This is a genomic window from Brachybacterium subflavum, from assembly GCF_009299795.1.
In the GTDB taxonomy this organism is placed as follows: Bacteria; Actinomycetota; Actinomycetes; order Actinomycetales; family Dermabacteraceae; genus Brachybacterium; species Brachybacterium subflavum.
In genome coordinates this window covers 440,807-463,444 of the sequence record NZ_VIGP01000002.1, presented here as the reverse complement: position 1 = coordinate 463,444, position 22,638 = coordinate 440,807, and the positions used below count along the sequence as shown (strand labels likewise).

Below are 22,638 nucleotides of genomic sequence, written 5' to 3'. Positions count from 1 at the left end.
GCGGTTCAGACGAGCCCGTGGCGCTCGAGCAGGAAGCGCGCGTCGCGGTCGCGGCCGCGGAAGGCCCGGTAGGCCTCGGGCAGGTCGCGCGAGCCGCCGATCGAGAGGATGCCGGAGGCGAACCGTCGGCCCGCCTCGCGCGGGGAGATGCCCTCGGCGAGCTGCTCCTCGTACCAGGCGACGGCGTCGGCGTCGTACGCCTCGGCCCACAGGTAGGAGTAGTAGCCGGAGGCGTACCCGCCGGAGAACGTGTGCTGGAAGTAGCCGGTGCGGTAGCGCGGGGCGATCAGCGGATGCGCGAGCCCGGCGTCCTCGAGCTGCGCGGCCTCGAAGGCGTGCGGGTCGCCGATGTGCGAGTCCTCGCTCAGGCGGTGCCAGCGCCAGTCCAGGGTCACCGCGGCCACGTGCTCGAGGGTGCGGAAACCGGCGTTCCACTGCTCGGCCGCGCGGACCTTCTCGAGCAGCTCCGCCGGGACGACCTCGCCGGTCTCCACGTGCCGGGCGTAGTGCTCGACGATGCCCTCCCGCAGCGCCCACATCTCGTTGACCTGGCTGGGGAACTCGACGACGTCGCGGGCGACGGCCGTGCCGGCCACGAACGAGTTCTCCACGTCCGAGAGCAGCGCATGCAGGGCATGCCCGAACTCGTGGAACATCGTGCCGACCTCGTCGAGGGTCACGAACGCCGGCCGGCCTTCGCCGGGCCGGGACACGTTCATCGTGTTCATGACGATCGGCAGCGTGCCGTCGTGCCGCGACTGGTCCACGAGCGTGTTCATCCAGGCGCCGCCGCGCTTGGTGGGACGGGTGAAGTAGTCCCCGATGAACAGGCCGACGGCGGAGCCGTCCTCCCTGCTCACCTCCCAGATCCGGGCGAGCGGGTGCGGGGGAGTGAGGTCCTCGCGGCGCGCGAAGGAGAGCCCGTAGACATCGTGGGCGGCGCGGAACACGCCGTCCTCGAGCACGCGGTCCAGCACGAAGTAGGGCTGCAGCTCGGCCTGGTCGACCGCGAACTCCTCCGCGCGGATCAGCTCCGAGTAGAACGACCAGTCCCACGGGGCGAGCTCGTCGATGCCGTCGCGCGCGGCCCTCGCGGCCAGGCGCCCCGCCTCGCGATCGGCGTTGCGCACCGCGGGCCCGGCGATCTGCGCGAGGAACTCCTCGACGGCCGACGGGGTCTTCGCGGTGCGGTCGGCGACCGCGAGCTCGGCGAAGTCGGCGAAGCCCAGCAGATGCGCCTTCTCCGCGCGCAGCCGGGCGATCTTCTTCGCCAGGTCCCAGGTCTCGGTGCCGCGCCCGATCGACGCGGTGTACAGGCGCTCGCGGACCGTGCGGTCGGTGAGAGAGGCCAGCAGCGGCTGCATCGTGGGCAGGATCAGCGTGAGCAGCCAGCCGTCCTTCCCTGCGTCCTGGGCCGCGAGGCGCGCGGCCTCCTTCTGGGAGTCGTCGAGGCCCGCGAGCTCCGCCTCGTCGGTCACCAGCACGGCCGCGTCGTGGAGGTCGGCCTTCGTCTGCTGGGTGAAGCGGGTCTGCAGGGACGAGAGCTCCTGGTTGACCTCGCCGAGCCGCGCCTTCTGCGCCGGATCCAGCTGGGCGCCGCGCAGCTCGAAGCGCAGACGGGTGCGCTCGAGGACGTGGCGCTCCTCGGGGCTCAGATCCTGGGCGTCGGCGTCGCGCTCGAGGGCCTCGACCCGCGCGAAGATCCGCCCGTCCAGCCACACCGAGTCCTCGAGGGCGGTCAGCTCGGGCACGATCTCCGCCTCGATGGCCTGCAGCTCCTCGGTGCCGTCGGCCCCCAGCAGGTGGAAGAGGACCGGCAGGGCGCGCTGCAGCAGGGGTGAGCCCTCCTCGAGCGGGCGGATCACGGTGTCGAACGTCGGCGGCTCCGCCTCGGCCGCGACCTGCGCGATCAGAGCCTTCTGCTCGGCGATCCCCGCGCGCAGCGCCGGCAGGAAGTGCTCGGGACGGATCGCGGCGAAGTCCGGCAGGCCGTAGGGAAGTGTCGAGGGGCCGGCGAAGGGGTTGCCGGTGAGGTCGGCGGCGGCGGTCTCGGTGGTGGCGGTGACGTCGGCGTCGGATGTGGAGGGCATGGTGACCAGCCTATGTGGGGTGTGCGTCTACCGTGGGCGGATGCGAACAGTCATGGGGTGGGAGCATCTGCACGCGCCGGACCTGAGCGGCCGGCTGGTCGTGCTCACGGGCGGCAGCGACGGACTGTGCCGGGAGGCGGCGCTGCAGCTCGCCCGCTGGGGCGCCGACCTGGTCCTGCCGGTGCGGACACCGGCCAAGGGCGAGGTCGTGCGCGAGCGCATCGCCCGGGAGACCGGCCGGGAGGACGCCGTCCGGCTCGTCCGGCTCGATCTCGCGTCGATGGCGTCGGTGCGCGAGGGCGCCTCGGCGATCGCCGAGGCCGTCGGCGATCGCGGCATCGACGTGCTCGTGCACGGCGCCGGCACTGTCCTCCGACGGCGCGAGGAGACGGCCGACGGGTTCGAGCGGGCGCTCGCCGTCAACGCCCTCGCACCCCGGCTCCTCACCACGCTGCTGCAGCCGCTCGTGCGCGAGCGGATCGTGCTCGTCGGCTCCCACGCCCACAAGACGGGACGCATCGACCTGACGGACATGGACTTCGCGGGCGGCCGCTGGAGCATCTCCGCCTCCTACGGTCGCTCGAAGCTGACGGCGATGCTGTGGGCGCTCGACCTCGCCGAGTCCCTGCGCGGAACGGCGGTCGACCTGCAGATCGCGCATCCCGGATGGGTGCTGACGAACATCCAGAACGCGACCGGCTCCGCCGCGCTGGACACCCTGGTCACCGAGGTCACCCGGCCGATCGCGATGCCCGCCGCCCGTGGCGCGGAATCCGTCCTGTTCGCCGTCACCCAGCCCCTCCCGCACGGGTCCTACGTCGGCCCCGACGGGCCGATGGGCAACCGCGGGCGGCCGACGCTGCTGCGCCGCTCGGACGCGGCGAACGACCTCGCGCTGGCCCGGCGGGTCACGGAGTGGGCGGACCGCAGGATCGCGGGGGTGTGAGCGGGACGGGCTGCGGAGGGGAGCAGGCCGGGACGGGGAGATCAGGCAGCTTCTGGCCGGCGCGTTCCGTACCCTGAGGACATGGACAGCGGGGGAGAGTCGGCGCCGGGCGCGCCGGGCGCGGCGGACGCGGTAGGCGCGCCGGGTGCGGAAGGCGCGGCCGCGGGCCATGTGCCGCCGAGCGCCCCCTGCTCCGCGACCGCCGGCGAGGTCTACGAGCACCTGGTCCGCTACGGCCCGCACGCCCGCACCGACCTCGCGCGGCTGCTGGGGCTCTCGGGGCCGACCCTCACCCGCGTCACCCGCGAGCTGCTCGAGAACGGTCTGCTGCGCGAGCTGCCCCCGCAGATGCAGACCAAGGGACGCCCTCAGCAGCCCCTCGACGTCGACGAGGACCACGCTGTGTTCATCGGCGTGAAGATCACCGCCCAGAGCGTCTACGCCGCCGTCGTCACCGTGCGCGGCACGGCGCTCGAGGAGGTCAGCAGGGAGCTCGACGACGTCGAGCCGGCCACGATCATCGCGACTGCCCTCGAGCTGTGCGAACCGCTGCTCGCCGCCCATCCGCGGGTGGCCGGGATCGGCGTGGGCATCGGCGCGCAGGTCGATGACCACGGCACCGTCGCCTCCTCCGCCATGCTCAGCTGGAGCGAACCTGTCCACCTGCGCGCCGACCTCGAGGGGCGCCTGGGCCTGCCGGTGACGGTCAGCAACGACTTCCATGCCCTGCTCGAGGGCCACGCCTGGTTCGGCATCGGCCGACGCCACCGGTCCTTCGCCGTCATCACCATCGGCGCGGGCGTGGGCGTCGGCAGCGTCGAGGACGCCGAGGTCCACCGCGGCCGCACCCATCTCGCCGGCCTCACCGGCACCCTGCCCACCATCACCCGCGACGGCCGCGGCGTGCTGCTGCGCCAGGTCGCGAGCACCGCGCACATCCTCGACGCGGCGCGGGAGCGCGGTGTCACCGGGGTGTCGGAGCCGGACAGTGGGGTCGGCGCCGGCGGGGCCCCCGGGGCATCGGAGGCGCACGGGCTCGATGCCCTCGTGCGCGCGGCCCGTGCCGGTGATCCGGCCGCCCTCGAGGTCGCCGCCGATGTCGCCCACGCGGTCGCCGTCGCGGGCGCCGGCCTCGTCGGCGTGCTCGACCCGGACGCCCTGATCCTGGGCGGCGAGGCCGTGGACCTCCTGCGCGTGGGCGACGAGTTCGACGTCGCCCTGCGCGCCCACCTCGCCCGCGTCCAGCGCGACGTGCTCGTGCGCTTCCTCCCCGCCGACTTCGACGACTGGACCCGCGGCGCCGCCGTGATCGCCCTGCGCCGGTTCATCGGCGGGCGCGACGACGCCTGAGAGGCGGCGCGCCGCCGCACGACGGCGGCTGCGGGTTCGGGCCCAGCGCGGGCGGTGAGGTCAGAGCGGCGCCGCGGCGAGCTCGGGCGGCACACCATCGGCTCCTGATGGAGCCATGACGACAGGTCGCCGGCGCGAGATGCGGCGTCGAAGGAATGCATGAGGCGCCCGCGAGAGGTGAGAAGACGTCGTCAAACCGCCCTTATGACGACGACTTCTCACCTCTCGGTGCGTCCAGTCCGTGCGTCCAGCGCGGAACCGAGGGGCCGTGGAGTCGCGCCGCGCCCCGCCCTTCACTCGAACAGGGCGTTGACCTTGTCGTTGTAGGCGGTGAAGGAGTCGGCCTTGGTCTTGCGCATCCAGAGGTCGTCGAAGGCCGGCTGCATGATCGACATGATCTGGGCGGCGTTCTCGACCAGCGGGTAGAGCCCCGTCTCGCCCTTCTTCACGCGATCCGTGTACGGGGAGACGTCCAGGCCCTTGTCCTCGTAGGCCTTCACGGCGGCGGCGGTGCCGGCGTCGGAGGCGGGGAAGACGATGGCGCGCGAACCGATGATCTCCTGGGCGTCGTCCGAGCCCAGGAACGCCACCAGGCGCGCGGCGTCCTCCTTGTGCTCCGACTGCGAGGAGATCGAGTCGCCCAGGCCGTTGAACATCGACATCGGGTGCCCGATCGGCCCGGACGGCAGGGAAGCGATGCCCAGGTCCACGCCCTCGAGGCCCGCATAGGTGCCGATCATCCACGAGCCGGCGAGGGCGACGGCCGCCTTGCCGCCCTGGATCTGGGTCTCGGCGGGGCTGGAGTCGCCGAACAGGCCGAAGGGCGCGAGCAGGCCCTTGTCCACGAGACCGAAGAACCAGTCCAGGGTCGCCTGGAAGTCCTCGTCGTCGTAGTTGAAGCGGGTGCCCCAGGTCTTCTCGTCGGTGAACGTCCACCCGGTGGAGAAGGCGAAGGGCGACCAGGTGGTCTGGCCGACGTAGTCGGTGGCCGGGTCGGCCGCGAGCGCGTAGCGGGCGACGCTCTTCGGGTCGAAGCCCTTCTCGTCCCCGCGCTTGCCGCTGGTGTCCTTCGCCAGACGCGCGAGGACCTTCTCGAAGCTCCCGCCGTCCTGCGGGTTCCAGTCCAGGCCCTCGAGGTCGTCGGCGGAGAGGCCCGCCTCCTCCAGCGTCTTCGCGTCGTACATCAGCGCGATCGTGTCGTAGTCCTTGGGCAGGCCGTAGCGCTTGCCGTCCTGCCCGGTCCACAGCTCCTGCAGGCCCGGCTGGTACTGGTCGTCGGGGATCGCGGCGATCGGATCGAAGTCGTCCAGGGGCACGATCACGTCGAGCGTGAGGAACTCCGGATACCGGCCCAGATGGTCGGTGAAGACGTCGGGCCCGGCCCCGGCGACGAAGCTCGCGGTGAGCTTGGTCCAGTAGTCGTCCCAGCCCATCTGCGTGATGCGCACGTCGAGGTCGGGGTTGCGCTCCATGAAGAGGTCGATCGCCTGGGAGTAGCCGGGCAGCTGGTTGGCGTCCCACAGCCAGTAGTCCAGCCGCGTCGTGCCGCTCGCGGCGGCGTCGCCCGAGCAGCCGGCGAGGGCGCCGGTCGCGGCCGCGGCGCCGAGGGCGGCGGTGCCGCCGAGCAGGGACCGACGGCTGAGCGCGCGGCCGGGGGAACGAGGTGTCGTGCGTGTCATGGGTGCGTCCCTCACTTGATCCCGCTGAAGCCGATGGAGTTCACGATCCGCTTCGCGAACAGCACGAAGAGGATCAGCATGGGCGCCGCCGCGACCAGCGTCGCGGCCATCAGCCCCGCCCAGTCCGTGCCCGTCTGGGGCGACTGTGCGCGGAAGACGCCGAGCGCGACGGTGAGCACGCGCGAGGAGTCCGTGTAGGAGACCATCAGCGACCAGAAGTACTCGTTCCACGCCGTCATGTACGTCAGCAGCGCGAGCGTCGCCAGCGGCGCGGAGCTGATCGGCAGGATCAGCGTGAAGAACACGCGCGGCTTCGAGGCGCCGTCGATGAGCGCCGCCTCCTCGACCTCCCGCGAGATGTTGTTGAAGAACTGGCGCAGGAAGAAGATCGCGAACGGCGAGATGAACAGGGTGGGCAGCATGATGCCCAGGAGCGTGTCCACCAGATGCAGGTTCTTGATGAGGATGAAGTTGGGCAGCAGCGTGAAGATCTGCGGGATCATCATCGCGCCCAGGAAGATGAGGAACACGGTCTCGCGGCCCCTCCAGCGCAGGCGTGAGAAGGCGTAGGCGGCCATCGCGCAGCTGAAGGTCTGCACCACGGTGATCACGGTCGCGACGATCACCGAGTTCAGCAGGTAGCGCCAGAAGTTGATCGACGCGCCCGAGCCGCCCTGGGAGACCGCGGTCTCCACGTCCTGCAGCCCGAACACGCGCTCGAAGCCGCCGAGCGAGAAGTCCACCGGCAGCAGGCTGGTCGGGTCGGTCGCCAGCGCCGTGTTCGAGGACAGCGCCGTGCGCAGCATCCAGTAGAAGGGGAACAGCGTCACCAGGAGGATCACGATCATGACGATCCAGGCGAGGATCCGCCCGGGCGACAGGGGCCGGCGGCGGCGCGCGGACTCGGAGGCGGACGGTGCCGACGGGCCCTCGGGGGCGCCGGTCGGCGCGGTGCCGGCGGTGCCGGCGGTGCCGGCGGGGGAGCCGGCCGACGGGCCGACGGCGGGAGTGGCGGTGCTCATCTGGGCGTCCTCTCAGTCCAGGTCCGACTGGCCGGCACGGGTCAGGAAGTACTGGGCGAAGGTGATGACCATGAGGATCACCAGCAGCGCCACCGAGAGCGCGGAGGCGTACCCGAACTGGTACTGCCCGAAGGCGTTCTCGTAGATGTACATCTGCAGCACCTTCGAGGCGTCCGACGGACCGCCCTGCGTGGTCACCGAGACGGTGTCGAAGACCTGGAAGCTGCCGATGATCGACATGATCAGCACGAGCGCGAGGATGGGCCGCAGCAGCGGCAGGGTGATGCGGCGGAACAGCTGCCACTCGCCGGCGCCCTCGGTGCGCGCCGCCTCGTAGAGCTGCTCGGGGATCGACTGCAGGCCCGCGAACAGCAGCAGGGCCGTGTATCCCATGTGCCGCCACACGTTGACCAGCGCGATCGTGGGGATCACCCACTTCTCGTTGGCCCAGAAGGAGACCGGGTCGAAGCCGATGCCCTGCAGGATCAGGTTCACGATGCCCAGCTGCGAGTCCAGCAGCCAGAGGAACACGATCGCGGCCACCACGTTGGAGACCAGGTACGGGGTGAGCACGAGCGAGCGCAGCCACGTGTTCTGCGTGAGGCGCTGCATGAGCACGGCGATGAGGAGCGCGAGGACCGTCTGCACGGCGATGTTGATGACGACGTACAGCACGGTGACCCGCAGCGACTTCCAGAACACGGGGTCGCTGAGCATGTTCGTGTAGTTCTCGAGGCCCACCCATTTCGGGGGCGTGAGGATCGAGTACTCGGTGAGCGAGTAGTACAGGCCCGTCAGTAGCGGCCACACGAGGAACACCAGCAGGCCGACGCTCGCCGGCAGGATGAACAGCAGCGCCAGGCGGGTGTCGTCCCGGTGCTTGCGTCGTGCGGGCGGAGGCCCGGCTGTGGATGCGGCAGACATCGTTGTCCTCTCGTGGGCGGCGACGGGCGGGGCCCTCGGCCGACGCCCGGACCCGCGATCCCGACGGTGGTGCGGAGGCGGGATGCCCGGGCGGGAGGCCCGGATGGGTTGTTCGGGGCGGGCTGTGCGGGTCGGGCTGTGCGGGGGTGGGCTGTGCGAATGCGGGCTGTGCGGGTGCGGACGGCTCGGACCGTCGTGCGGCTGGTGGTGACGTCCGATGCGCGAGCGTTCTGCGACGGCATCGGCGGTTCCGGGGAGTCGACCTCGACACCCGATTACTTACGCGACGAAACTAAATGGCGGGAGCGCCCGCGTCAAGAGGCGACCACCAGTCGCGTCCGCGGGGTGCCGTGGGCCCAGCTCGGACAGGAGCGCGGACGCGAGCTCGGACGCGAGTGCGGGGACGAGCGCGGACGCGACTGCGGGCGGACCGCGAGTGGTACGAAATCGTTGCCATCGCGCGCCATGGCAACGATTTCGTACCACTCGAGGGTCGTGAGCGGCGTGGCCGCTGCGAGCGGAGTGAAAGGAGAGGGGTCCCGCAGCGCACCTCGTGAGACGCGCGTGCTGCGGGCCCGGCCGCCGGCGATACCCTGGCCGCAGCCTCGCGCCCGCGGGGCTGCGGCCGCGCTGCCGGCCGCGAACCGGGCCCTGAGCCCTAGGAGCCGAACGATGATCCTCACCCAGTCCTCCAAGCTGCGCGACGTCTGCTACGAGATCCGCGGGCCGATCCCCGCAGAGGCAGCGCGCATGGAGGCAGAGGGCCACAAGATCATCAAGCTGAACATCGGCAACCCCGCCCCGTTCGGCTTCGAGGCGCCCGACGAGATCCTCGTCGACATGATCCGCACCCTGCCCACCGCGCAGGGCTACTCGGACTCCAAGGGGATCGTCTCGGCCCGCCGCGCCGTCGCGCAGTACTACCAGACCAAGGGCATGCCCGGGATGGAGCTCGACGACATCTACCTGGGCAACGGGGTCAGCGAGCTGATCCAGATGACCTGCCAGGCCCTTGTGGACGACGGCGACGAGGTGCTCGTGCCCAGCCCCGACTACCCGCTGTGGACTGCGTCGGTCTCGCTCGCGGGCGGGAAGGCCGTGCACTACCGCTGCGACGAGGAGCAGAACTGGTGGCCCGATGTCTCTGACCTGGCCGACAAGGTCACCGAGCGCACCAAGGCGATCGTCGTCATCAACCCCAACAACCCCACCGGCTCGGTCTACCCCGAGCACGTGCTGAAGGAGATCGTCGAGGTCGCGCGCAAGCACGACCTGCTGATCCTGGCCGACGAGATCTACGACAAGATCCTCTACGACGACGCCGTCCACACCCATGTCGCCGCCCTCGCGCCCGACCTGCTGACCATCACCTTCAACGGGCTCTCGAAGGCCTACAGGGTGGCCGGCTTCCGCGCCGGGTGGATGGCGCTGTACGGGCCGAAGGACGACGCCGAGAACTTCATCGAGGGCCTCGACGTGCTCTCGAACATGCGCCTGTGCCCCAACGTCCCTGCCCAGCACGTGGTGGCGACGGCGCTCGGCGGCTACCAGTCGATCGACCAGCTGCTGCTGCCCGGCGGGCGCCTGCGCGACCAGCGCGACGTGGCCTACGACGGGCTCAGCGAGATCCCGGGGGTCTCCGTCGTCAAGGCCCAGGGCGCGCTCTACATGTTCCCGAAGATCGACACCGAGATGTACGACATCGAGAGCGACGAGCAGTTCGCCATGGACCTGCTGAGATCGAAGAAGCTGCTGGTCACGCAGGGGACCGGGTTCAACTATCCGGTCGCCGACCACTTCCGCCTGGTGACCCTGCCGGACGTCGGCCTGCTCTCCGACGCCGTCGACCGCATCGCCGACCACCTGGCCTCGATCCGGCGCTAGGGCCGACCCGCGGATGACGGCGCCGGAGCGACGGTGCGCGTCAGGATCCAGGCGTGCTTGCCGACCTGGCGGACCCTCGCGAAGCCGAGGTCCTCGAGGAGCTCCGCGGTCGCGGTGAACAGGAAGCGGCCCTGCGCCGAGCGGCCGACGGTCGTCTCGCTGATCGCCTCGACGGTGCCGCCTCCCGCGGACGCCACGAGGTCGAGCGCGCCCTCGACCGCGAACCGCGCGAGCCCCCGCCCACGATGCTTCGGGTCGACGTAGACACAGGTCAGGCGCCAGTCGGGGAGCGGTGGCGGCTCCTTGTCGTAGGCCCGCTTGTGCTTGATGCCGGCGAGCTCCTCGGGTGATCCGTACTGCGCCCACGCCTGGCAGAGGCCGTCGGCATCCAGGACGAGGGCGGCATGGGCTGCATCCGCCATCACGCGCTCGCGCTTGGTGGCGCGGTGGTCGATGCGCTGCCCGCACTCGGGGTGGTAGCCGATGCACCAGCAGCCGCCGAAGATGCCGCGGTTGCGCTCGATGAGCTCGGCGAACGGGTCCCAGGTCGATGGGCCGAGCGGCACGATCGTGCAGCCCGGCGGCGGCCAGGTCGCGCGCGTGAGGCCGACGGGCGGCGTGCTCACCGCTCAGCGTCCGCGGAGTCGATCCGCTCGAGCGCCGCGAGCGCATCCGCGATCACCGCGCTGGTGGTCTCGGCGTCGAAGTCGGAGGTCGCGGGCTCGCTGAAGAGGTGCCCGTCGCCGGGGTAGAGGTGGATCCGCAGGTTCTGGTGCTCGCGCTGCCAGGCCTGGGCGGCCTCGAGATCGCCGTCGCCCACGAAGAACGGGTCGTGGTCCATCGCGAACACGTCCACCGGCACGTCTTCGGGCCAGGTGCCGCGCAGGAACGACGGATCGACGAAGGAGTGCAGGAGCAGGCACGCGGACGCGCCCGGGCGGGTCTGCAGCAGGTGCTGCGCGGGGACGGCGCCGAGCGAGAGCCCGGCGAGCACGACGTCCGCCGGCAACTTCGCGCTGGCGCGCTCCGCGCGTTCCAGCAGCTCGTCGTCCCCGATCTCGCCGACGTAGGCGAGGCCCGCGGGGAGGTCATCGAAGGTGCGGCCCTCGAAGAGGTCGGGCGTCGTGACCTCGTGGCCGCCCTCGCGCAGCGCCGACGCGACGGCCTCGACGCCCGGCGTCAGGCCCAGGACATGGTGGAACAGGATGATCCGCGACATGTCCGGAAGGCTAGCGGCGACTGCGGACAGTTCTCGTCCCCGAAGGGCAGCGATGCTGGTCCCGTCGGCCCGTCGGCCCGTCGGCCCGACGGGGCGACCCGGCCCTCCGCCCTTCACGCGCCGACCCGCCGGGCATACGGTGGAGGGTTATCGACGGAAGGAGCCGATATGTCCGAGACGGACACGAACAGCAGCCCTGGGACGTCTGCGGAGGTCGCCGGGGAGGGAAGCGTGCGCAGCCCCGTCGCCGCCCGGGCCCGCGAGCTCGGCACGGAGGGCGGCGAGCCCTCGTTCCCCGCCCAGGACCAGGACCCTCCCGGGCTCACCGATGCCATGGACCCCGTGCCGGACCACGGCGAGCAGTCCTACGTCGGTCATGACCGGCTCGAGGGCCTGGTCGCGCTGATCACCGGGGGAGACTCCGGCATCGGCCGCGCGGTCGCGATCGCCTTCGCGCGCGAAGGGGCCGACGTCGCCCTCTCCTTCATGGACGCGGAGCAGGAGGATGCGGAGGAGACCGCCCGCTGGGTCCAGGACGCGGGCCGACGAGTCCTGCTGCTGCCCGGTGACATCCGCGAGGAGGCACACGCCCGCTCCCTGATCACCCGCACGGTCGAGGAGCTCGGGCGGCTCGACGTGCTCGTGAACAACGCCGCGTTCCAGTGGGGTCGTGCCCAGCCGCGCGGCATCGAGGGCATCGACTCCGAGCGTCTTCACCGCACGCTGGCGACGAACCTCGAGTCGATGTTCTGGATCACCCAGGAGGCCGTGCCCCATCTGCGGGAGGGCGCCTCGATCATCAACACCACGTCGATCCAGTCCTACGACCCCTCCGTGCCGCTCATGGACTACGCCGCGACGAAGTCCGCGATCAACAACCTCACCGTGAATCTCGCCGCCGACCTGGGCGGGAAGGGCATCCGCGTGAACGCCGTGGCCCCGGGGCCGATCTGGACCCCCCTCAACGTGGCCACCCGCGCGAGCGAGGACTACACGGCCTTCGGCGGGAACACCCCGCTGGGCCGCGCGGGCCAGCCCGCCGAGTGCGCGGGGGCCTACGTGTTCCTCGCGAGCCCGGCCGAGGCCTCGTACGTCTCGGGCACGGTGCTCGGCGTCACCGGGGGTCGGCCGGTCTTCTGAGGCGCGGCGCCTGAGGCACGGCGCCTGAGGCGCGGCGTCGGCCCGCGCGTTGCTATGCGGCTCCGCCCGCAGTGCGGTCCTCAGATCGCGAGCGCGAGAACCAGCACGACGACCGCGAGCAGCGGCAGCGCACCCTGGCGCACGGCGGCTCCGCGGTGCGCGGGGGAGGCGAGGCCCAGCACGAGCGCCGTGCCGAGCATCGACCCGGTGCCCGCGAGAGCCAGCGCGGGGCCCACCGACTCCGCTCCGAGGGCGGTCAGCAGCACGCCGAGCAGCGCGAGGACGCCCAGGAACAGGTTGTAGAAGCCCTGGTTGAAGGCGAGCAGGCGCGTCGCCGCGATCTCCTGCGCGGTCTGCTCCCCGAAGACCCCCTGGGCGCGCTCGCTGCCCCAGGCCAGCGATTCGAGCCAGAAGATGAACACGTGCAGGAGCGCTGCGAGTGCGGCGAGGACGAGACCGATGACGAGCATGGGGACCTCCGGTGGGGAGTGACGGGGGGAGCGGTCTGTGGGAAGTGAGCTGTGAGGAGTGGCCGAGTGACCAGCGGGGCTTTTCTGTAGCGCTTGCTCCACTATAGACTGACGACAGCGCCACAGGAAGGGTGGCGCCGCACGGTCGGCCGCGCGCCGCCGCCGCAGTCCGATCCGGGAGGGAGCCAGCAGATGGGACGCACCGCCACCTTCGAGACCGTCGAGGTCGTGCGCGCCGCGCGCTCGCTCTTCTGGCGCGAGGGCTTCGAGAGCGCCTCGATGAGTGCGATCCAGCAGGCCACGGGGCTGAACGCCTCGAGCATCTACCACGCCTTCGGCTCCAAACGCGGACTCTTCGAGGCCGCGATCGCGAACTACCTCGACGAGGTGGTCCGCCCGGGCCTCGCCCCGCTGCTCGCCGAGCGCCCCAGCCCTCATGCGCTCGCCGACTACCTCGGTGCCGCCGCCCGACTGTTGGGCGAGGAGATCGGGGATGGCGGGGAGGGGGATCAGTCGTCCCTGCCCGACGGCTGCCTTCTCGTGAACTCCGCCTGCGCCGGCATCGCGCGAGAGGAGGCGGTGCGCGAGGTCATCGCCTCCTACCGCGCCGAGCTCGTGCGCGCCTTCGGCGCCGGCGTCGCCGCCCGCTTCCCCGAGGCCTCCGCCGCCGAGCGCGAGCGCCTCACCGAGACCAGCGTCTCCGCGCTCATCGCGGCCCTGGTCATGAGCCGGGTCGACCGGAGCGCCGCACGCAGCTCCCTCGACGCGGCCCGCACACCCCTGCTCGCGTCGGTCGACTGAGCCCACCGCTCGTCGGCCCGACCCCGCAGGTCCACCGCAGCACCCGACGGAAGGAACCCACCATGAAGCCTCTCTACTCCACCGAGGCGCTCGCCACCGGCGCCGGTCGCGACGGTCACGTCGAGGTCTCCGGATCGGACCTCGCCTTCGACATGGCCGTCCCGACGGCCATGGGCGGCTCCGGCAAGGGAGCGAACCCCGAGCAGCTCTTCGCCGCCGGCTACTCAGCCTGCTACCACTCGGCGCTGCAGGCCGTGGCCCGCCAGAAGAAGGTCTCGATCGACGGCTCGAGCGTCGGCGCGCGCGTGAGCATCGGCAGCAACGACGAGGGCGGCTTCGCCCTCGCCGTCGACCTCGAGGTCGTCATCCCCGAGCTCGACCACGACACCGCACAGGCCCTGGCAGATGCCGCGCACCAGGTGTGCCCGTACTCCAACGCGACCCGCGGGAACATCCCCGTGAACGTCACCGTCGCCGACGACTGATCGGCGACGACGACTGAACGTCGCCGCATCATCGAAGAGCCCGCCGGGAGGATCCTCCCGGCGGGCTCTTCCGTGCGCGGGGTCGGCCGTGGGGGGGGGGCGACGCACCTGCTGCGATCAGGGGCGCAGCAGCACCTTGCCGACGCGGCCCGCGTCGAAGTTCGCGGCGGACGCCTCGCGCACGTCCTCGAGCGAGTAGGTCGCGGCGACCGGCAGGGTCACGGAGCCGTCGAGCAGTCGGGTGATGATCTCGCGGAACAGCTCTCCGCGCTCCTCGGCCGGCATGTCCTTGGAGACCTGGGCGCCCCAGAAGCCCTCGATGTGCAGGTCGCGGAAGATCACCGGACCCGAGGGGATCGACATGACCGGGGCCGCCATCGCGCCGAAGACGACGAGCCGCCCGCCGTCGGCCAGCAGCGAGAGCACCTGGCCCGCGGCCTCGCCGCCGACCGAGTCGATGCCGACGCGGGCGGTGGAGTCGCCGATGAGGGCGCGGGCGCGATCCTCCCAGCCCTCCTCATCGGTCGCGACGACGCCCGTGATGCCCTGGGCGGCGAGCTCCTCGACACCGGCGGAGCGGCGCACGAGGCCCACCACGTTGATGCCGCGGGCGCGCGCGAACTGCGCGACGAGACGGCCGACGGCGCCGTTGGCGGCGTTCTGCACGAGGGTCTGGCCGGGCTCGAGGTCCAGGCGCTGCAGCAGCGAGATCGCGCTGAAGGGCATCGCTGCGAGCTGGGCGGCGACCTCATCGGGCAGGTTCTCGGGCACGGGGATCAGCGAGGTGGCCGGCGCGGTGAAGCGCTCCGCCCAGACCCCGAGCTGCGAGGTCGCGACCACGCGCTGGCCCAGGGCCAGCTGGGTGACACCCTCGCCGAGCTGCTCGACGACGCCGACGGCCTCGGTCCCGGCGCGGGCCGGGAGCTCGGGCTTCACGCCGTACGTGCCGCGCACGGTCCAGAGGTCGTGGTTGTGGATCGGGCTGAGCAGCATGCGCACGAGCACCTCGCCGGCAGCGGGTGAGGGCTCGGCGACCTCGGTGACGTCGAGGACGTCGGTGGGCTCTCCGTAGGACTGATGGGTGACGGCGCGCATGGCGGACCTCCTGGATCAGCGGGCGGCGTCGCGGCGGAGAGCTCCGGTGCGACGGCGTGATGCGACGTCCGGGGTTCGGTGACGACCGCCCTGTAGTGAAATGACCATTCCACTATAGGGCGCTGGGCATTCCCGTGGCTGTCGAGGAGCTGTGAGGTCCGTCAGAGACGGCAGCGCGCCCCGGAGTCCCGGGACGCGCTGGGGTCGGAGGTTCTCGGGATGCGCTGCGTGGCACAGGGCCGGGGTGCAGTGGGACCCGGCTTCGATGTCAGCCGCACCGCCCTCAGGCGTCGGCCGAGGCGCTCTCGTGCGCGCGCTGGCCCTCGCGGGCGACGCGCACCATCTCCTCGCGGGGCACGACCTTCACGCGCGGGCGCGGGTTGCCCTCGCTGTCCTGGACGGCGGCGCCCAGGCCGATCTCGTGCTCCTCGAGCGCGGTCCAGCCCTGCCAGGTCGTGAACTCCACGCCCTTGTCCTCGAGCAGTCGCAGGATCGAGTCGGGGTCGCGGTCTGGGGCCGACGGGATGCTGCCCGCCTCGAGGTCCTCGAGCAGGCTCCCGACGGTCTCCGCGGCGTCGGACTTCGTGGCGCCGATGAGGCCGACGGGTCCGCGCTTGATCCACCCGTTGGCGAAGAGACCGGGGATGACCTCGCCGTCGGACTCGGTGACGCGACCGGCGGAGTTGTGGATGACGCCGCGCGCCTCGTCGTAGGGGACGCCGGGCAGCTCGGAGCCGAAGTATCCGATCGCGCGGTAGACGGCCTGGAGGTCGTAGTCGACGAGCTCGCCGGTGCCCTCCATGTTCCCGTCCGCATCCAGGCGAGTGCGCTCGAAGCGCATGCCGGTGACGTGGCCGTCCTCGCCGACGACCTCGACGGGCTTGTGCCAGAAGTGCAGGTGCAGGCGGCGCTGCACGGGGCCGCCGTGCGAGTCGGTGGGCTCCTGGCCCTTCGCCTCGCGCTCCTGCTGCTCGTGCAGCCAGCCCTCGAACGTCGCGTACACCTGCTCGCGGCGGCGGTCGGCGCGGATGGCCTCGCGCTCCTCGGGGGTGATCATCGCGAAGTCGGCCGGGTCCATGACGATCTGCACGCCGCGGGGGTGGGCGAGCTCGCGGGTCTCCAGCGGGGTGAACTTCGACTGCGCGGGGCCGCGGCGGCCGAAGACGTGCACGTCGGTGGTGCGCGCGGAGGCCAGGCCCTCGTAGACGTTCTCGGGGATCTCGGTGCGCAGCAGCTCGTCGGCCGACTTCGCGAGCATGCGTGCCGCGTCCAGCGCCACGTTGCCGTTGCCGATCATGGCGACCTGCTCGGCCTCGAGCGGCCAGGTGCGCGGGTAGTCCGGGTTGCCGTCGTACCAGGCCACGAAGTCGGCGGCGCCGTAGGAGCCCTCGAGGTCGATGCCGGGGATGTTCAGCTCGGCGTCCTTGAGGGCGCCGGTGGCGAAGATGACCGCGTCGTAGCGCTCGCGCAGCTCGGCCGCGGTGAGGTCGGTGCCGAACTCGACGTCGCCCAGGAAGCGGATGTCGCCGCGGTCGAGGATGCGGTGGAGGGCGGTGATGATGCCCTTGATGCGCGGGTGGTCGGGGGCGACGCCGTAGCGGATCAGCCCGAAGGGGGTCGGCAGAGCATCGAAGAGGTCGCACTGGACCTCGAGCTCGCCGGACTTCACCTGCGGTGAGCGCAGCAGCGTCTCGGCGGCGTAGACGCCGGCGGGGCCGGAGCCGATCACGGCGAGTCGCAGGGGCTGGGCGGAAGGCTGGTTCGTGGTCATCGCACCTCGGGTTCCCGGGGCGAGCGCCCGCGGGCGCTGCGCGCGTCCGGCGAGAGCGGCGTCGCCGTTGGTCTCGATTTACGCACCAGCCTATACGCGAAAATCACTGACCTGCAGACCCTGGCGGCCCGGAGCAAGCGGGATCACGCTCCGGGCCGCCTGCCCTGACCCGCTCAGACCTCCGAGAGCAGCGCCTCGAGGCCGGCCTCGTCGAGGGTCGGCTGGTCGGCGTCGAGATCCTGGACCGGCAGCGGGCAGTCGCCGAGGTCGTGGATCTCCAGGCGCGCGCCGCCCTCGCGCATCGACTGGTGGGCGATGATCCCGGGCAGGGTGTAGCGGGCCGCCTGCCAGGCGTTGACCATCGGCTGCTTCCCGCCGGCGACCGCGCGCGCGAAGTCGTCGACCAGGAAGTGGTGGGCGCCCTCGTGACCGTTGGGCTTGCCCTGGAACTCAGAGGGCAGGCGGTCCTGGTGGTGGGAGCGCGCAGCGCCCGCGACGAAGGCGTCGCGCAGGGTGGGGGAGACGTCCTTCAGGCGGGGGTCCTCGAGGCTCATCGTCGAGGAGGTGCGGATGAGGTCGGTGACCTCGAGGACCGTCTTCTTGTCGTGCCAGTAGGTGACGTCGACGGTCTCCTCGAAGCTGCTGGCCTCACCGAAGAAGCGGAAGCGGGACTCGCGCTTGTGGCTGGGGTAGCCCACGCGCCGCAGCTCGTTGGTGCGGAAGGCGCCGCCGTTGTCCATCTCGAACAGGGCGAAGGCGTTGGAGACGTCGTTGTCGAACATCGAGACGTCCTTGTCGAAGACGCCGTCGCCGCGGGTGTCGGGGCGGCCGATGGCCGAGACGGAGACCGCGTGGCGGTCCTCGAGGACGCCCAGGATGCCGCCGATCGAGTGGGTGGGGTAGAGCAGGGGCGGGTAGGAGGCCGTGGACTTCCAGGCGTCGCCGCCGGAGTACTTGTAGGCGTCGTAGAAGCCGAGGTCCATGTCGTGGACGTAGTCGCCCTCGGCGTAGAAGACCTCGCCGAAGGCGCCCGAGCGCTCGATCCGCCGGGCCAGCACCACGGCGGCGTTGTACTGACTGGTCTCGCCCATCATGTAGACCAGGCCCGTCTCCTGCACGAGGCGGGTGATCTCGCGGATCTCCTCCTCCTCGATCGCCATCGGCACCGCCGAGTAGACGTGTTTGCCGGCCTGCAGCGCCTGGATGGCGATCTGCCCGTGCGTCCAGCGCTGGGTGAAGATCGCGACCGCGTCGACGTCGGAGGCCAGCAGCTCCTCCACGCTCGAGAAGCGCCCGGCGAAGCGCACGGGGTTCCGCTCGCGCTGCTCGATGGCGTCGATGCGCTCGGGCACCGAGTCCACGGCGTAGACCGCGGAGATGTCGGGGTGGGCGCTGAAGAGCTCGGCGAAGTGGGTGCCGAACTGGCCGATGCCCACGATGCCCAGGGTGAACGACATATTTCCTCCTTGAAACAAAGTGTGGGTCACACACTAGCGCGCGCGGTGCGCACGTGGGAAGGAGGAATCACGGGGCGGGCGCCGCGCCCCCGGGCGTCGGTCCCGGCGCGCGGGCGCCGGCCGTCGGCCCCGGTCTCCGGAGCAGGCCGGCCGCCGGCCCCGGCCACAGGAGGCGGTCTCAGGCCCCGGTCTCAGGAGCCGGTCGTGACCGGCGCGCCCTCGGAGGGCTGGACCACGACGAAGCCCGAGCCGTGGAAGCCCAGCTGGAAGGACTCGCCGGAGCCGCGGCCGATGAGCGAGCCCATCTTGAAGTCGTTCTTGATCTGCGGGGTGAGGTTCGCCGACCAGCACACCGCCGCCTGCGGGTCCACGTACGTGGGCTGCTGCGAGCAGTCCAGCAGCATCGGCGGGCCGTCGGACGTCACGGCGACCAGGCCCTGGCCCTGCAGGAACAGGTTGAACAGACCGCCGGCCATGAAGCCCGCACCGCCCGTGCCCCGGATGTCCCACTGGATCGAGGAGTCGAAGGCCAGAAGGTTCCGGGTGTTCAGGGTGAGCGCATCGCCCTCGAGCTGGATCAGGAAGATCTCGTCGGCCCGACGGGCGAAGAACACCTCGCCCTGGCCGCGCACGCGCATGAGGTTCCCGCCCTCGCCCGTGGTCATCTTCTTCAGCAGCTTCATGCCGCCGCCGGAGCCCTGGTACGAGAAGTCCATCTGTCCCTGGTAGGCGACCATCACGCCCTGGGCGGCGATGATCTCGGGGGCCTGCGGCTGCAGGGCGCAGCGCAGCATCTTGGAGGACTGCAGGACCCAGCGCTCCTGGGTCTGCTTCTCCTGGTTCGAGGCGTCGAAGAGAGTGCTGCGCATGTGCGGTGTCCTTGTCTGGCGGTGTCCGGCGAGCGGGTCGTGGGGCCGGTCAGGTCGGGCATTCCGGGAGATCGTCTCACGGTCGCGCGGCCGCGGTCCCGCGACCGCCGGTGGCCGACGGGCGAGGATCGGGATCGCCCGGCGCAGCCGCGCCCCGTTCTCAGTCCTTGAGCATCCCTGCCCGGTCGAGCTCGTCCTGGAGCTGCCCGGGGCGAACCCAGAGGCGGAAGCTGTAGTTCGGACCGCCCTTGACGAGCCGTGCGCCGATCGGCTTCATCGTGGACCCGTCCGGGCAGGAGACGACGAGGTCCGACCGGAAGGGCTCGCCGTCGGGCGGATCGGCCAGACGCACCTCGCGGGGGGCGTACCAGAAGCCGGCCCAGTTGAGCATCTGGTGCTTGGTCAGCGCCGGGCTCTCGCACGAGAAATCCATGTCCACGGGCAGCGGCTGGTCGCTGCCCGCGGCGCGGTCCACGTCGGCGAGGGTCGCTTGGATGCGCGTCGGAGGGCTGCGGCGCTGATCGAGGTTCCCGGTCAGCGACAGGGCGGTCGCCGCCACGAGCAGGACGACGAACACGGTGCGGGGCACGCGCCGCAGCAGGAGCAGGGCGCCGAGGGCGATCAGGCCGCTCAGCGAGGCCCACACCCAGAACCTGTTCGCATTCGTGAAGGTGGGGGTCAGGGGCCGATGGAACGGCTCGTCGGGGAACATTCCCTGCCAGCTGTTGATCGCCGAGGAGCTCGTGGAGATCACCCCCCACAGCGGTACGTGCGGCGCGACCCAGAAGACGACGACCGCGGCGCCGGCCGCGAAGATCGCCAGCGCGATCGCGATGATCCCCCCGCTCACGCGCCGTATGAGCACGGAGAGCGCGACGAGCGCGACGAGAGTCGCGACGTGGTCGATGTAGCGGGAGTACAGCCACGCGTCCAGCCGCACGTAGTCCGCGTCCCAGAGGATGCTGGGCCGGTTCCACCACAGCACGCTCACGGCGACGGTGGAGAGCGTGAGGCCGAAGAGGAACGCGCCCGGTCCCAGGTCCAGGGTGCGCAGCTCGCGCAGCGTCCAGAGCACGATGACGACGACTCCCAGTGCGAACAGGCCGGCCGTGCCCACCACCTGTTCCCATGCCTGGTTCGACAGCAGGCGGACGATGAGCCCCGGCTCCGCCTGGGAGAGGGCCTTTCCGGCCAGATCGGACTTGTTCGGCCCCGCGATCAGGATCCGGCCGTTGATCGCCGAGCTGATCAGGCCCACGCCGCGCCAGCAGACGACGAGCAGCGCCAGCCCGACCAGCGCCTTGACGATGCTCCGTCGCGTGAAGAAGAGCAGCCAGACCACGGCGGTCAGGACCAGTGCCAGGGCGCGCGTGTGCGTGAGGTACGCGGCGGCCACGGAGGCCACGAAGCCGGCCAGGGCCCACCACGTCGGGCGCTTCCAGAGGGCGAGGGCGCCGAGTGCCGCGCATGCGCAGAAGAGCATCAGCGGCTGCTCGCTCATCGCGTAGTCAGCGGCGCCGACGCGTCCGGGAAGGCACATGACGAGCGCAGCGGCCGCGAGAGCCTGCGGGGTGCTCAGCCGCAGCCGTCGGCCGATGAGCGTGAGGGGGACGAGGGTCGCCGCGGCGATCACGTGCCCGAGGATGATCGCGACCCGGTACACGGTCGGGGGGTCCTGCGTGAACCACCAGACCGGCGTCAGCAGGATCGCCCATCCCGGGTAGTAGCCGCTGCCGGAGAGCGGGGCCACGGTGTCATCGCCCGCGAGCATCCGCGCGATCTGCAGGGGGTGGATCTCGTCCCACGGCGTGCGCGGCGCGACGGCGCTGCGCGCGACCTCGAGGTGCAGGGTGACGAAGACCGCGAGGGCGAGCGCGGCGAGTATCCACCAGGTCCGGGAGCCGGAGTCGGCATCGGTGCCGGAGCCGGCATCGGTGCCGGAGCCTCCTCCGCTCCCGGTGTCCCGGCCACGGGCGGGGTGCAGGTCGGAGTCGTCCTCGCTGTGCTCCCGCAGCGCGAGCGGCGGCGGATCGGCCGTCGGGCGGACCGGCGCGTGGGTGGGCACGGGTGGGGGCCTCCGTCGAGGGGGATGAGAGGGGGTCGGCGTCGGCGCCAGCCTACGTCAGGGCGGTCGTCCGCCCGTGCCGCGTTCGCCGCTGAACTGGGCTCGTCACCTGCTGTTATCCCGGATGACACCGTGTGTTCGCGAAGTCGTCAGCGGTAGTTGCCGCAGCCTCGAACGCGCCGGGCGCGACGGTAGAGTTCGGGGCGCCGAGGTGCGCTCCCGCCTCTCGCGCGCCCCTGATCGGCCGCGCCGGGAGCGACCGCTCGACCCGACAAGAGACCTGGAGTCCTGCCCGTGCTGAAGACGCTGAAGAGGATCGCCAAGGACCTGCTGGCGATCACCTGGATCCGACAGGTCTACGAGACCGTCAACAGGGCGTTCCTCGAGGTCTTCGGGTCGAGCCGGATCCTCACCCATCTGTTCTTCGTGCTCAGCGTCCTGACCTTCAATCGTGAGCAGACGGCCGTGCTGCGGGGGCGGCGCAACTACTACCGCAACAAGCGGCGCGATCGCGTCACCCACGTCGAGCTGCGACGCAACATCCACCGGCTCGAGAAGGGCCTGATCATGCGGCCGCGACGCGAGACCTTCGCCCGCGACTACATCACCGAGACCCTCGAGTTCTACGAGGAGGCCGTGCGCCAGGCGCTCACCGCCCCCGGCACCATGGACCAGGCGGAGCTCGAATGGGCCCACGACGTCCTGGGCGAGTACTTCCGGGTCTCCGCGCGCACCGACCGCACCGTCGAGGCCGCCCGCGCGCGCTTCGAGGCCGCAGAGCACAGCCTCGAGCCCACGGGCAAGATCCCCCACGCCAAGGAGACCCTGAGCGACATCGACTACGACGCGCTGGAGAAGCTCGTCATGCAGCGCCGCAGCGTGCGCTGGTACGAGCAGCGTCCCGTCGAGCGCGAGAAGATCGACAGGGCGCTCCTGCTCGCGCGCCAGGCGCCCACGGCCTGCAATCGCATCCCCTACGAGTTCCGGGTCTTCGACGATCCGGCCCTCGCCCGCGAGATCGCCGGCATCCCCTTCGGCACCGCCGGCTACTCCGAGAACGTCCCCGCGATCGCCGTCGTGGTCGGCAAGCTCGAGTCGTACTTCAGCCCTCGCGACCGCCACGCCATCTACGTCGACAGCTCGCTCGCCGCGATGCAGTTCATGCTGGGGCTGGAGACCCTGGGGCTGAGCTCGAGCGTCATCAACTGGCCCGACTTCGAGCCCCTCGAGGCGAAGATGCAGCGCCGCCTGAGCCTGGACACGAGCGACCGCGTCGTCATGCTCATCGCCTTCGGCTACTCCCACCAGGAGGGGCTCGTGCCCTTCTCGGCGAAGAAGGAGCTCGACACCTTCCGCCGCTTCAACTCCTGA

Annotated in this window: 19 protein-coding genes; 7 read left to right on the top strand and 12 right to left on the bottom strand. The window is 71.3% G+C overall.

All coding sequences use genetic code 11. The features are described from left to right. Positions 1 to 5 precede the first annotated feature (5 nt). Complete coding sequence (locus FHG10_RS05860; RefSeq protein ID WP_152352374.1) at positions 6 to 2,090, bottom strand: M3 family metallopeptidase; 2,085 nt, start codon at positions 2,088 to 2,090, stop codon at positions 6 to 8. Between the two features lie 40 nt (positions 2,091 to 2,130). Here FHG10_RS05860 and FHG10_RS05855 point away from each other — a divergent pair, with 40 nt between their 5' ends. Together FHG10_RS05855 and FHG10_RS05850 are read left to right on the top strand one after the other, a co-directional pair. Further along, entirely contained in the window at positions 2,131 to 3,036 is a 906-nt protein-coding gene (locus FHG10_RS05855) for an SDR family NAD(P)-dependent oxidoreductase (protein ID WP_152352373.1), read from the top strand. An 81-nt stretch (positions 3,037 to 3,117) separates the two neighbouring features. Next, positions 3,118 to 4,386 carry an ROK family transcriptional regulator gene (locus tag FHG10_RS05850; RefSeq protein ID WP_152352372.1) on the top strand — a complete coding sequence of 423 codons (1,269 nt, stop codon included), beginning with the start codon at positions 3,118 to 3,120 and terminating at the stop codon, positions 4,384 to 4,386. Between the two features lie 293 nt (positions 4,387 to 4,679). On the opposite strand, the gene FHG10_RS05845 is transcribed toward FHG10_RS05850, so the two are convergent. From FHG10_RS05845 to FHG10_RS05835, 3 genes are read right to left on the bottom strand one after another with little or no spacing between them, the layout of a single operon-like run. Then, a complete protein-coding gene (locus tag FHG10_RS05845) occupies positions 4,680 to 6,065 on the bottom strand; it encodes an ABC transporter substrate-binding protein (protein WP_152352371.1) in 1,386 nt (461 codons plus the stop codon). 11 nt (positions 6,066 to 6,076) lie between these two features. After that, positions 6,077 to 7,087, bottom strand: coding sequence for a carbohydrate ABC transporter permease (locus FHG10_RS05840; RefSeq protein ID WP_152352370.1), 1,011 nt, complete (start codon positions 7,085 to 7,087; stop codon positions 6,077 to 6,079). 12 nt (positions 7,088 to 7,099) lie between these two features. Next, entirely contained in the window at positions 7,100 to 8,011 is a 912-nt protein-coding gene (locus FHG10_RS05835; RefSeq protein ID WP_152352369.1) for a carbohydrate ABC transporter permease, read from the bottom strand. Positions 8,012 to 8,683: 672 nt separating this feature from the next. Between FHG10_RS05835 and FHG10_RS05830 the strand changes: the two genes are divergently transcribed. Beyond that, on the top strand, positions 8,684 to 9,895 hold the full coding sequence (locus tag FHG10_RS05830) for a pyridoxal phosphate-dependent aminotransferase (RefSeq protein WP_152352368.1): 1,212 nt from the start codon (positions 8,684 to 8,686) through the stop codon (positions 9,893 to 9,895). Here FHG10_RS05830 and FHG10_RS05825 read toward each other — a convergent pair. Together FHG10_RS05825 and FHG10_RS05820 are read right to left on the bottom strand one after the other, a co-directional pair. Next, entirely contained in the window at positions 9,892 to 10,521 is a 630-nt protein-coding gene (locus FHG10_RS05825) for a GNAT family N-acetyltransferase (protein WP_227488061.1), read from the bottom strand. The two genes, FHG10_RS05830 and FHG10_RS05825, sit on opposite strands and share 4 nt — an antisense overlap. Beyond that, a complete protein-coding gene (locus tag FHG10_RS05820; RefSeq protein WP_152352367.1) occupies positions 10,518 to 11,114 on the bottom strand; it encodes a dienelactone hydrolase family protein in 597 nt (198 codons plus the stop codon). Before FHG10_RS05820 ends, FHG10_RS05825 begins: the two co-directional genes overlap by 4 nt. Positions 11,115 to 11,282: 168 nt before the next feature. Between FHG10_RS05820 and FHG10_RS05815 the strand changes: the two genes are divergently transcribed. Next, on the top strand, positions 11,283 to 12,254 hold the full coding sequence (locus FHG10_RS05815; protein WP_152352366.1) for an SDR family oxidoreductase: 972 nt from the start codon (positions 11,283 to 11,285) through the stop codon (positions 12,252 to 12,254). An 80-nt stretch (positions 12,255 to 12,334) separates the two neighbouring features. On the opposite strand, the gene FHG10_RS05810 is transcribed toward FHG10_RS05815, so the two are convergent. Beyond that, the gene (locus FHG10_RS05810; RefSeq protein ID WP_152352365.1) at positions 12,335 to 12,724 is read right to left on the bottom strand and encodes a DUF1304 family protein; all 390 of its coding nucleotides are present in this window, start codon (positions 12,722 to 12,724) and stop codon (positions 12,335 to 12,337) included. Between the two features lie 192 nt (positions 12,725 to 12,916). Here FHG10_RS05810 and FHG10_RS05805 point away from each other — a divergent pair, with 192 nt between their 5' ends. Together FHG10_RS05805 and FHG10_RS05800 are read left to right on the top strand one after the other, a co-directional pair. Then, positions 12,917 to 13,525: a TetR/AcrR family transcriptional regulator gene (locus FHG10_RS05805; RefSeq protein ID WP_152352364.1), complete on the top strand. Its 609-nt coding sequence runs from the start codon at positions 12,917 to 12,919 to the stop codon at positions 13,523 to 13,525. 62 nt (positions 13,526 to 13,587) lie between these two features. Continuing rightward, positions 13,588 to 14,010: an organic hydroperoxide resistance protein gene (locus FHG10_RS05800; protein ID WP_152352363.1), complete on the top strand. Its 423-nt coding sequence runs from the start codon at positions 13,588 to 13,590 to the stop codon at positions 14,008 to 14,010. Positions 14,011 to 14,127: 117 nt separating this feature from the next. Here the strand turns inward: FHG10_RS05800 and FHG10_RS05795 are convergent, their stop codons facing one another. From FHG10_RS05795 to FHG10_RS05775, 5 genes are all read right to left on the bottom strand, one after another. Then, positions 14,128 to 15,105, bottom strand: coding sequence for a zinc-binding dehydrogenase (locus FHG10_RS05795; protein ID WP_152352362.1), 978 nt, complete (start codon positions 15,103 to 15,105; stop codon positions 14,128 to 14,130). Between the two features lie 283 nt (positions 15,106 to 15,388). Beyond that, entirely contained in the window at positions 15,389 to 16,876 is a 1,488-nt protein-coding gene (locus FHG10_RS05790) for an FAD-dependent oxidoreductase (protein WP_152352361.1), read from the bottom strand. Positions 16,877 to 17,049: 173 nt separating this feature from the next. Next, positions 17,050 to 18,333, bottom strand: coding sequence for a Gfo/Idh/MocA family protein (locus FHG10_RS05785; RefSeq protein ID WP_152352360.1), 1,284 nt, complete (start codon positions 18,331 to 18,333; stop codon positions 17,050 to 17,052). Positions 18,334 to 18,524: 191 nt separating this feature from the next. After that, positions 18,525 to 19,202 carry an AIM24 family protein gene (locus tag FHG10_RS05780; RefSeq protein WP_152352359.1) on the bottom strand — a complete coding sequence of 226 codons (678 nt, stop codon included), beginning with the start codon at positions 19,200 to 19,202 and terminating at the stop codon, positions 18,525 to 18,527. Positions 19,203 to 19,362: 160 nt separating this feature from the next. Continuing rightward, positions 19,363 to 21,267: an ArnT family glycosyltransferase gene (locus FHG10_RS05775; protein ID WP_152352358.1), complete on the bottom strand. Its 1,905-nt coding sequence runs from the start codon at positions 21,265 to 21,267 to the stop codon at positions 19,363 to 19,365. A 294-nt stretch (positions 21,268 to 21,561) separates the two neighbouring features. Here FHG10_RS05775 and FHG10_RS05770 point away from each other — a divergent pair, with 294 nt between their 5' ends. Then, entirely contained in the window at positions 21,562 to 22,638 is a 1,077-nt protein-coding gene (locus tag FHG10_RS05770; protein WP_152352357.1) for a nitroreductase family protein, read from the top strand.

Excerpts from the sequence above, each read along its gene's own strand:
- FHG10_RS05860 (WP_152352374.1), bottom strand. The coding sequence starts at position 2,090 with ATGCCCTCCACATCCGACGCCGACGTCACCGCCACCACCGAGACCGCC.
- FHG10_RS05855 (WP_152352373.1), top strand. The coding sequence starts at position 2,131 with ATGCGAACAGTCATGGGGTGGGAGCATCTGCACGCGCCGGACCTGAGC.
- FHG10_RS05850 (WP_152352372.1), top strand. The coding sequence starts at position 3,118 with ATGGACAGCGGGGGAGAGTCGGCGCCGGGCGCGCCGGGCGCGGCGGAC.
- FHG10_RS05845 (WP_152352371.1), bottom strand. The coding sequence starts at position 6,065 with ATGACACGCACGACACCTCGTTCCCCCGGCCGCGCGCTCAGCCGTCGG.
- FHG10_RS05840 (WP_152352370.1), bottom strand. The coding sequence starts at position 7,087 with ATGAGCACCGCCACTCCCGCCGTCGGCCCGTCGGCCGGCTCCCCCGCC.
- FHG10_RS05835 (WP_152352369.1), bottom strand. The coding sequence starts at position 8,011 with ATGTCTGCCGCATCCACAGCCGGGCCTCCGCCCGCACGACGCAAGCAC.
- FHG10_RS05830 (WP_152352368.1), top strand. The coding sequence starts at position 8,684 with ATGATCCTCACCCAGTCCTCCAAGCTGCGCGACGTCTGCTACGAGATC.
- FHG10_RS05820 (WP_152352367.1), bottom strand. The coding sequence starts at position 11,114 with ATGTCGCGGATCATCCTGTTCCACCATGTCCTGGGCCTGACGCCGGGC.
- FHG10_RS05815 (WP_152352366.1), top strand. The coding sequence starts at position 11,283 with ATGTCCGAGACGGACACGAACAGCAGCCCTGGGACGTCTGCGGAGGTC.
- FHG10_RS05810 (WP_152352365.1), bottom strand. The coding sequence starts at position 12,724 with ATGCTCGTCATCGGTCTCGTCCTCGCCGCACTCGCAGCGCTCCTGCAC.
- FHG10_RS05805 (WP_152352364.1), top strand. The coding sequence starts at position 12,917 with ATGGGACGCACCGCCACCTTCGAGACCGTCGAGGTCGTGCGCGCCGCG.
- FHG10_RS05800 (WP_152352363.1), top strand. The coding sequence starts at position 13,588 with ATGAAGCCTCTCTACTCCACCGAGGCGCTCGCCACCGGCGCCGGTCGC.
- FHG10_RS05795 (WP_152352362.1), bottom strand. The coding sequence starts at position 15,105 with ATGCGCGCCGTCACCCATCAGTCCTACGGAGAGCCCACCGACGTCCTC.
- FHG10_RS05790 (WP_152352361.1), bottom strand. The coding sequence starts at position 16,876 with ATGACCACGAACCAGCCTTCCGCCCAGCCCCTGCGACTCGCCGTGATC.
- FHG10_RS05785 (WP_152352360.1), bottom strand. The coding sequence starts at position 18,333 with ATGTCGTTCACCCTGGGCATCGTGGGCATCGGCCAGTTCGGCACCCAC.
- FHG10_RS05780 (WP_152352359.1), bottom strand. The coding sequence starts at position 19,202 with ATGCGCAGCACTCTCTTCGACGCCTCGAACCAGGAGAAGCAGACCCAG.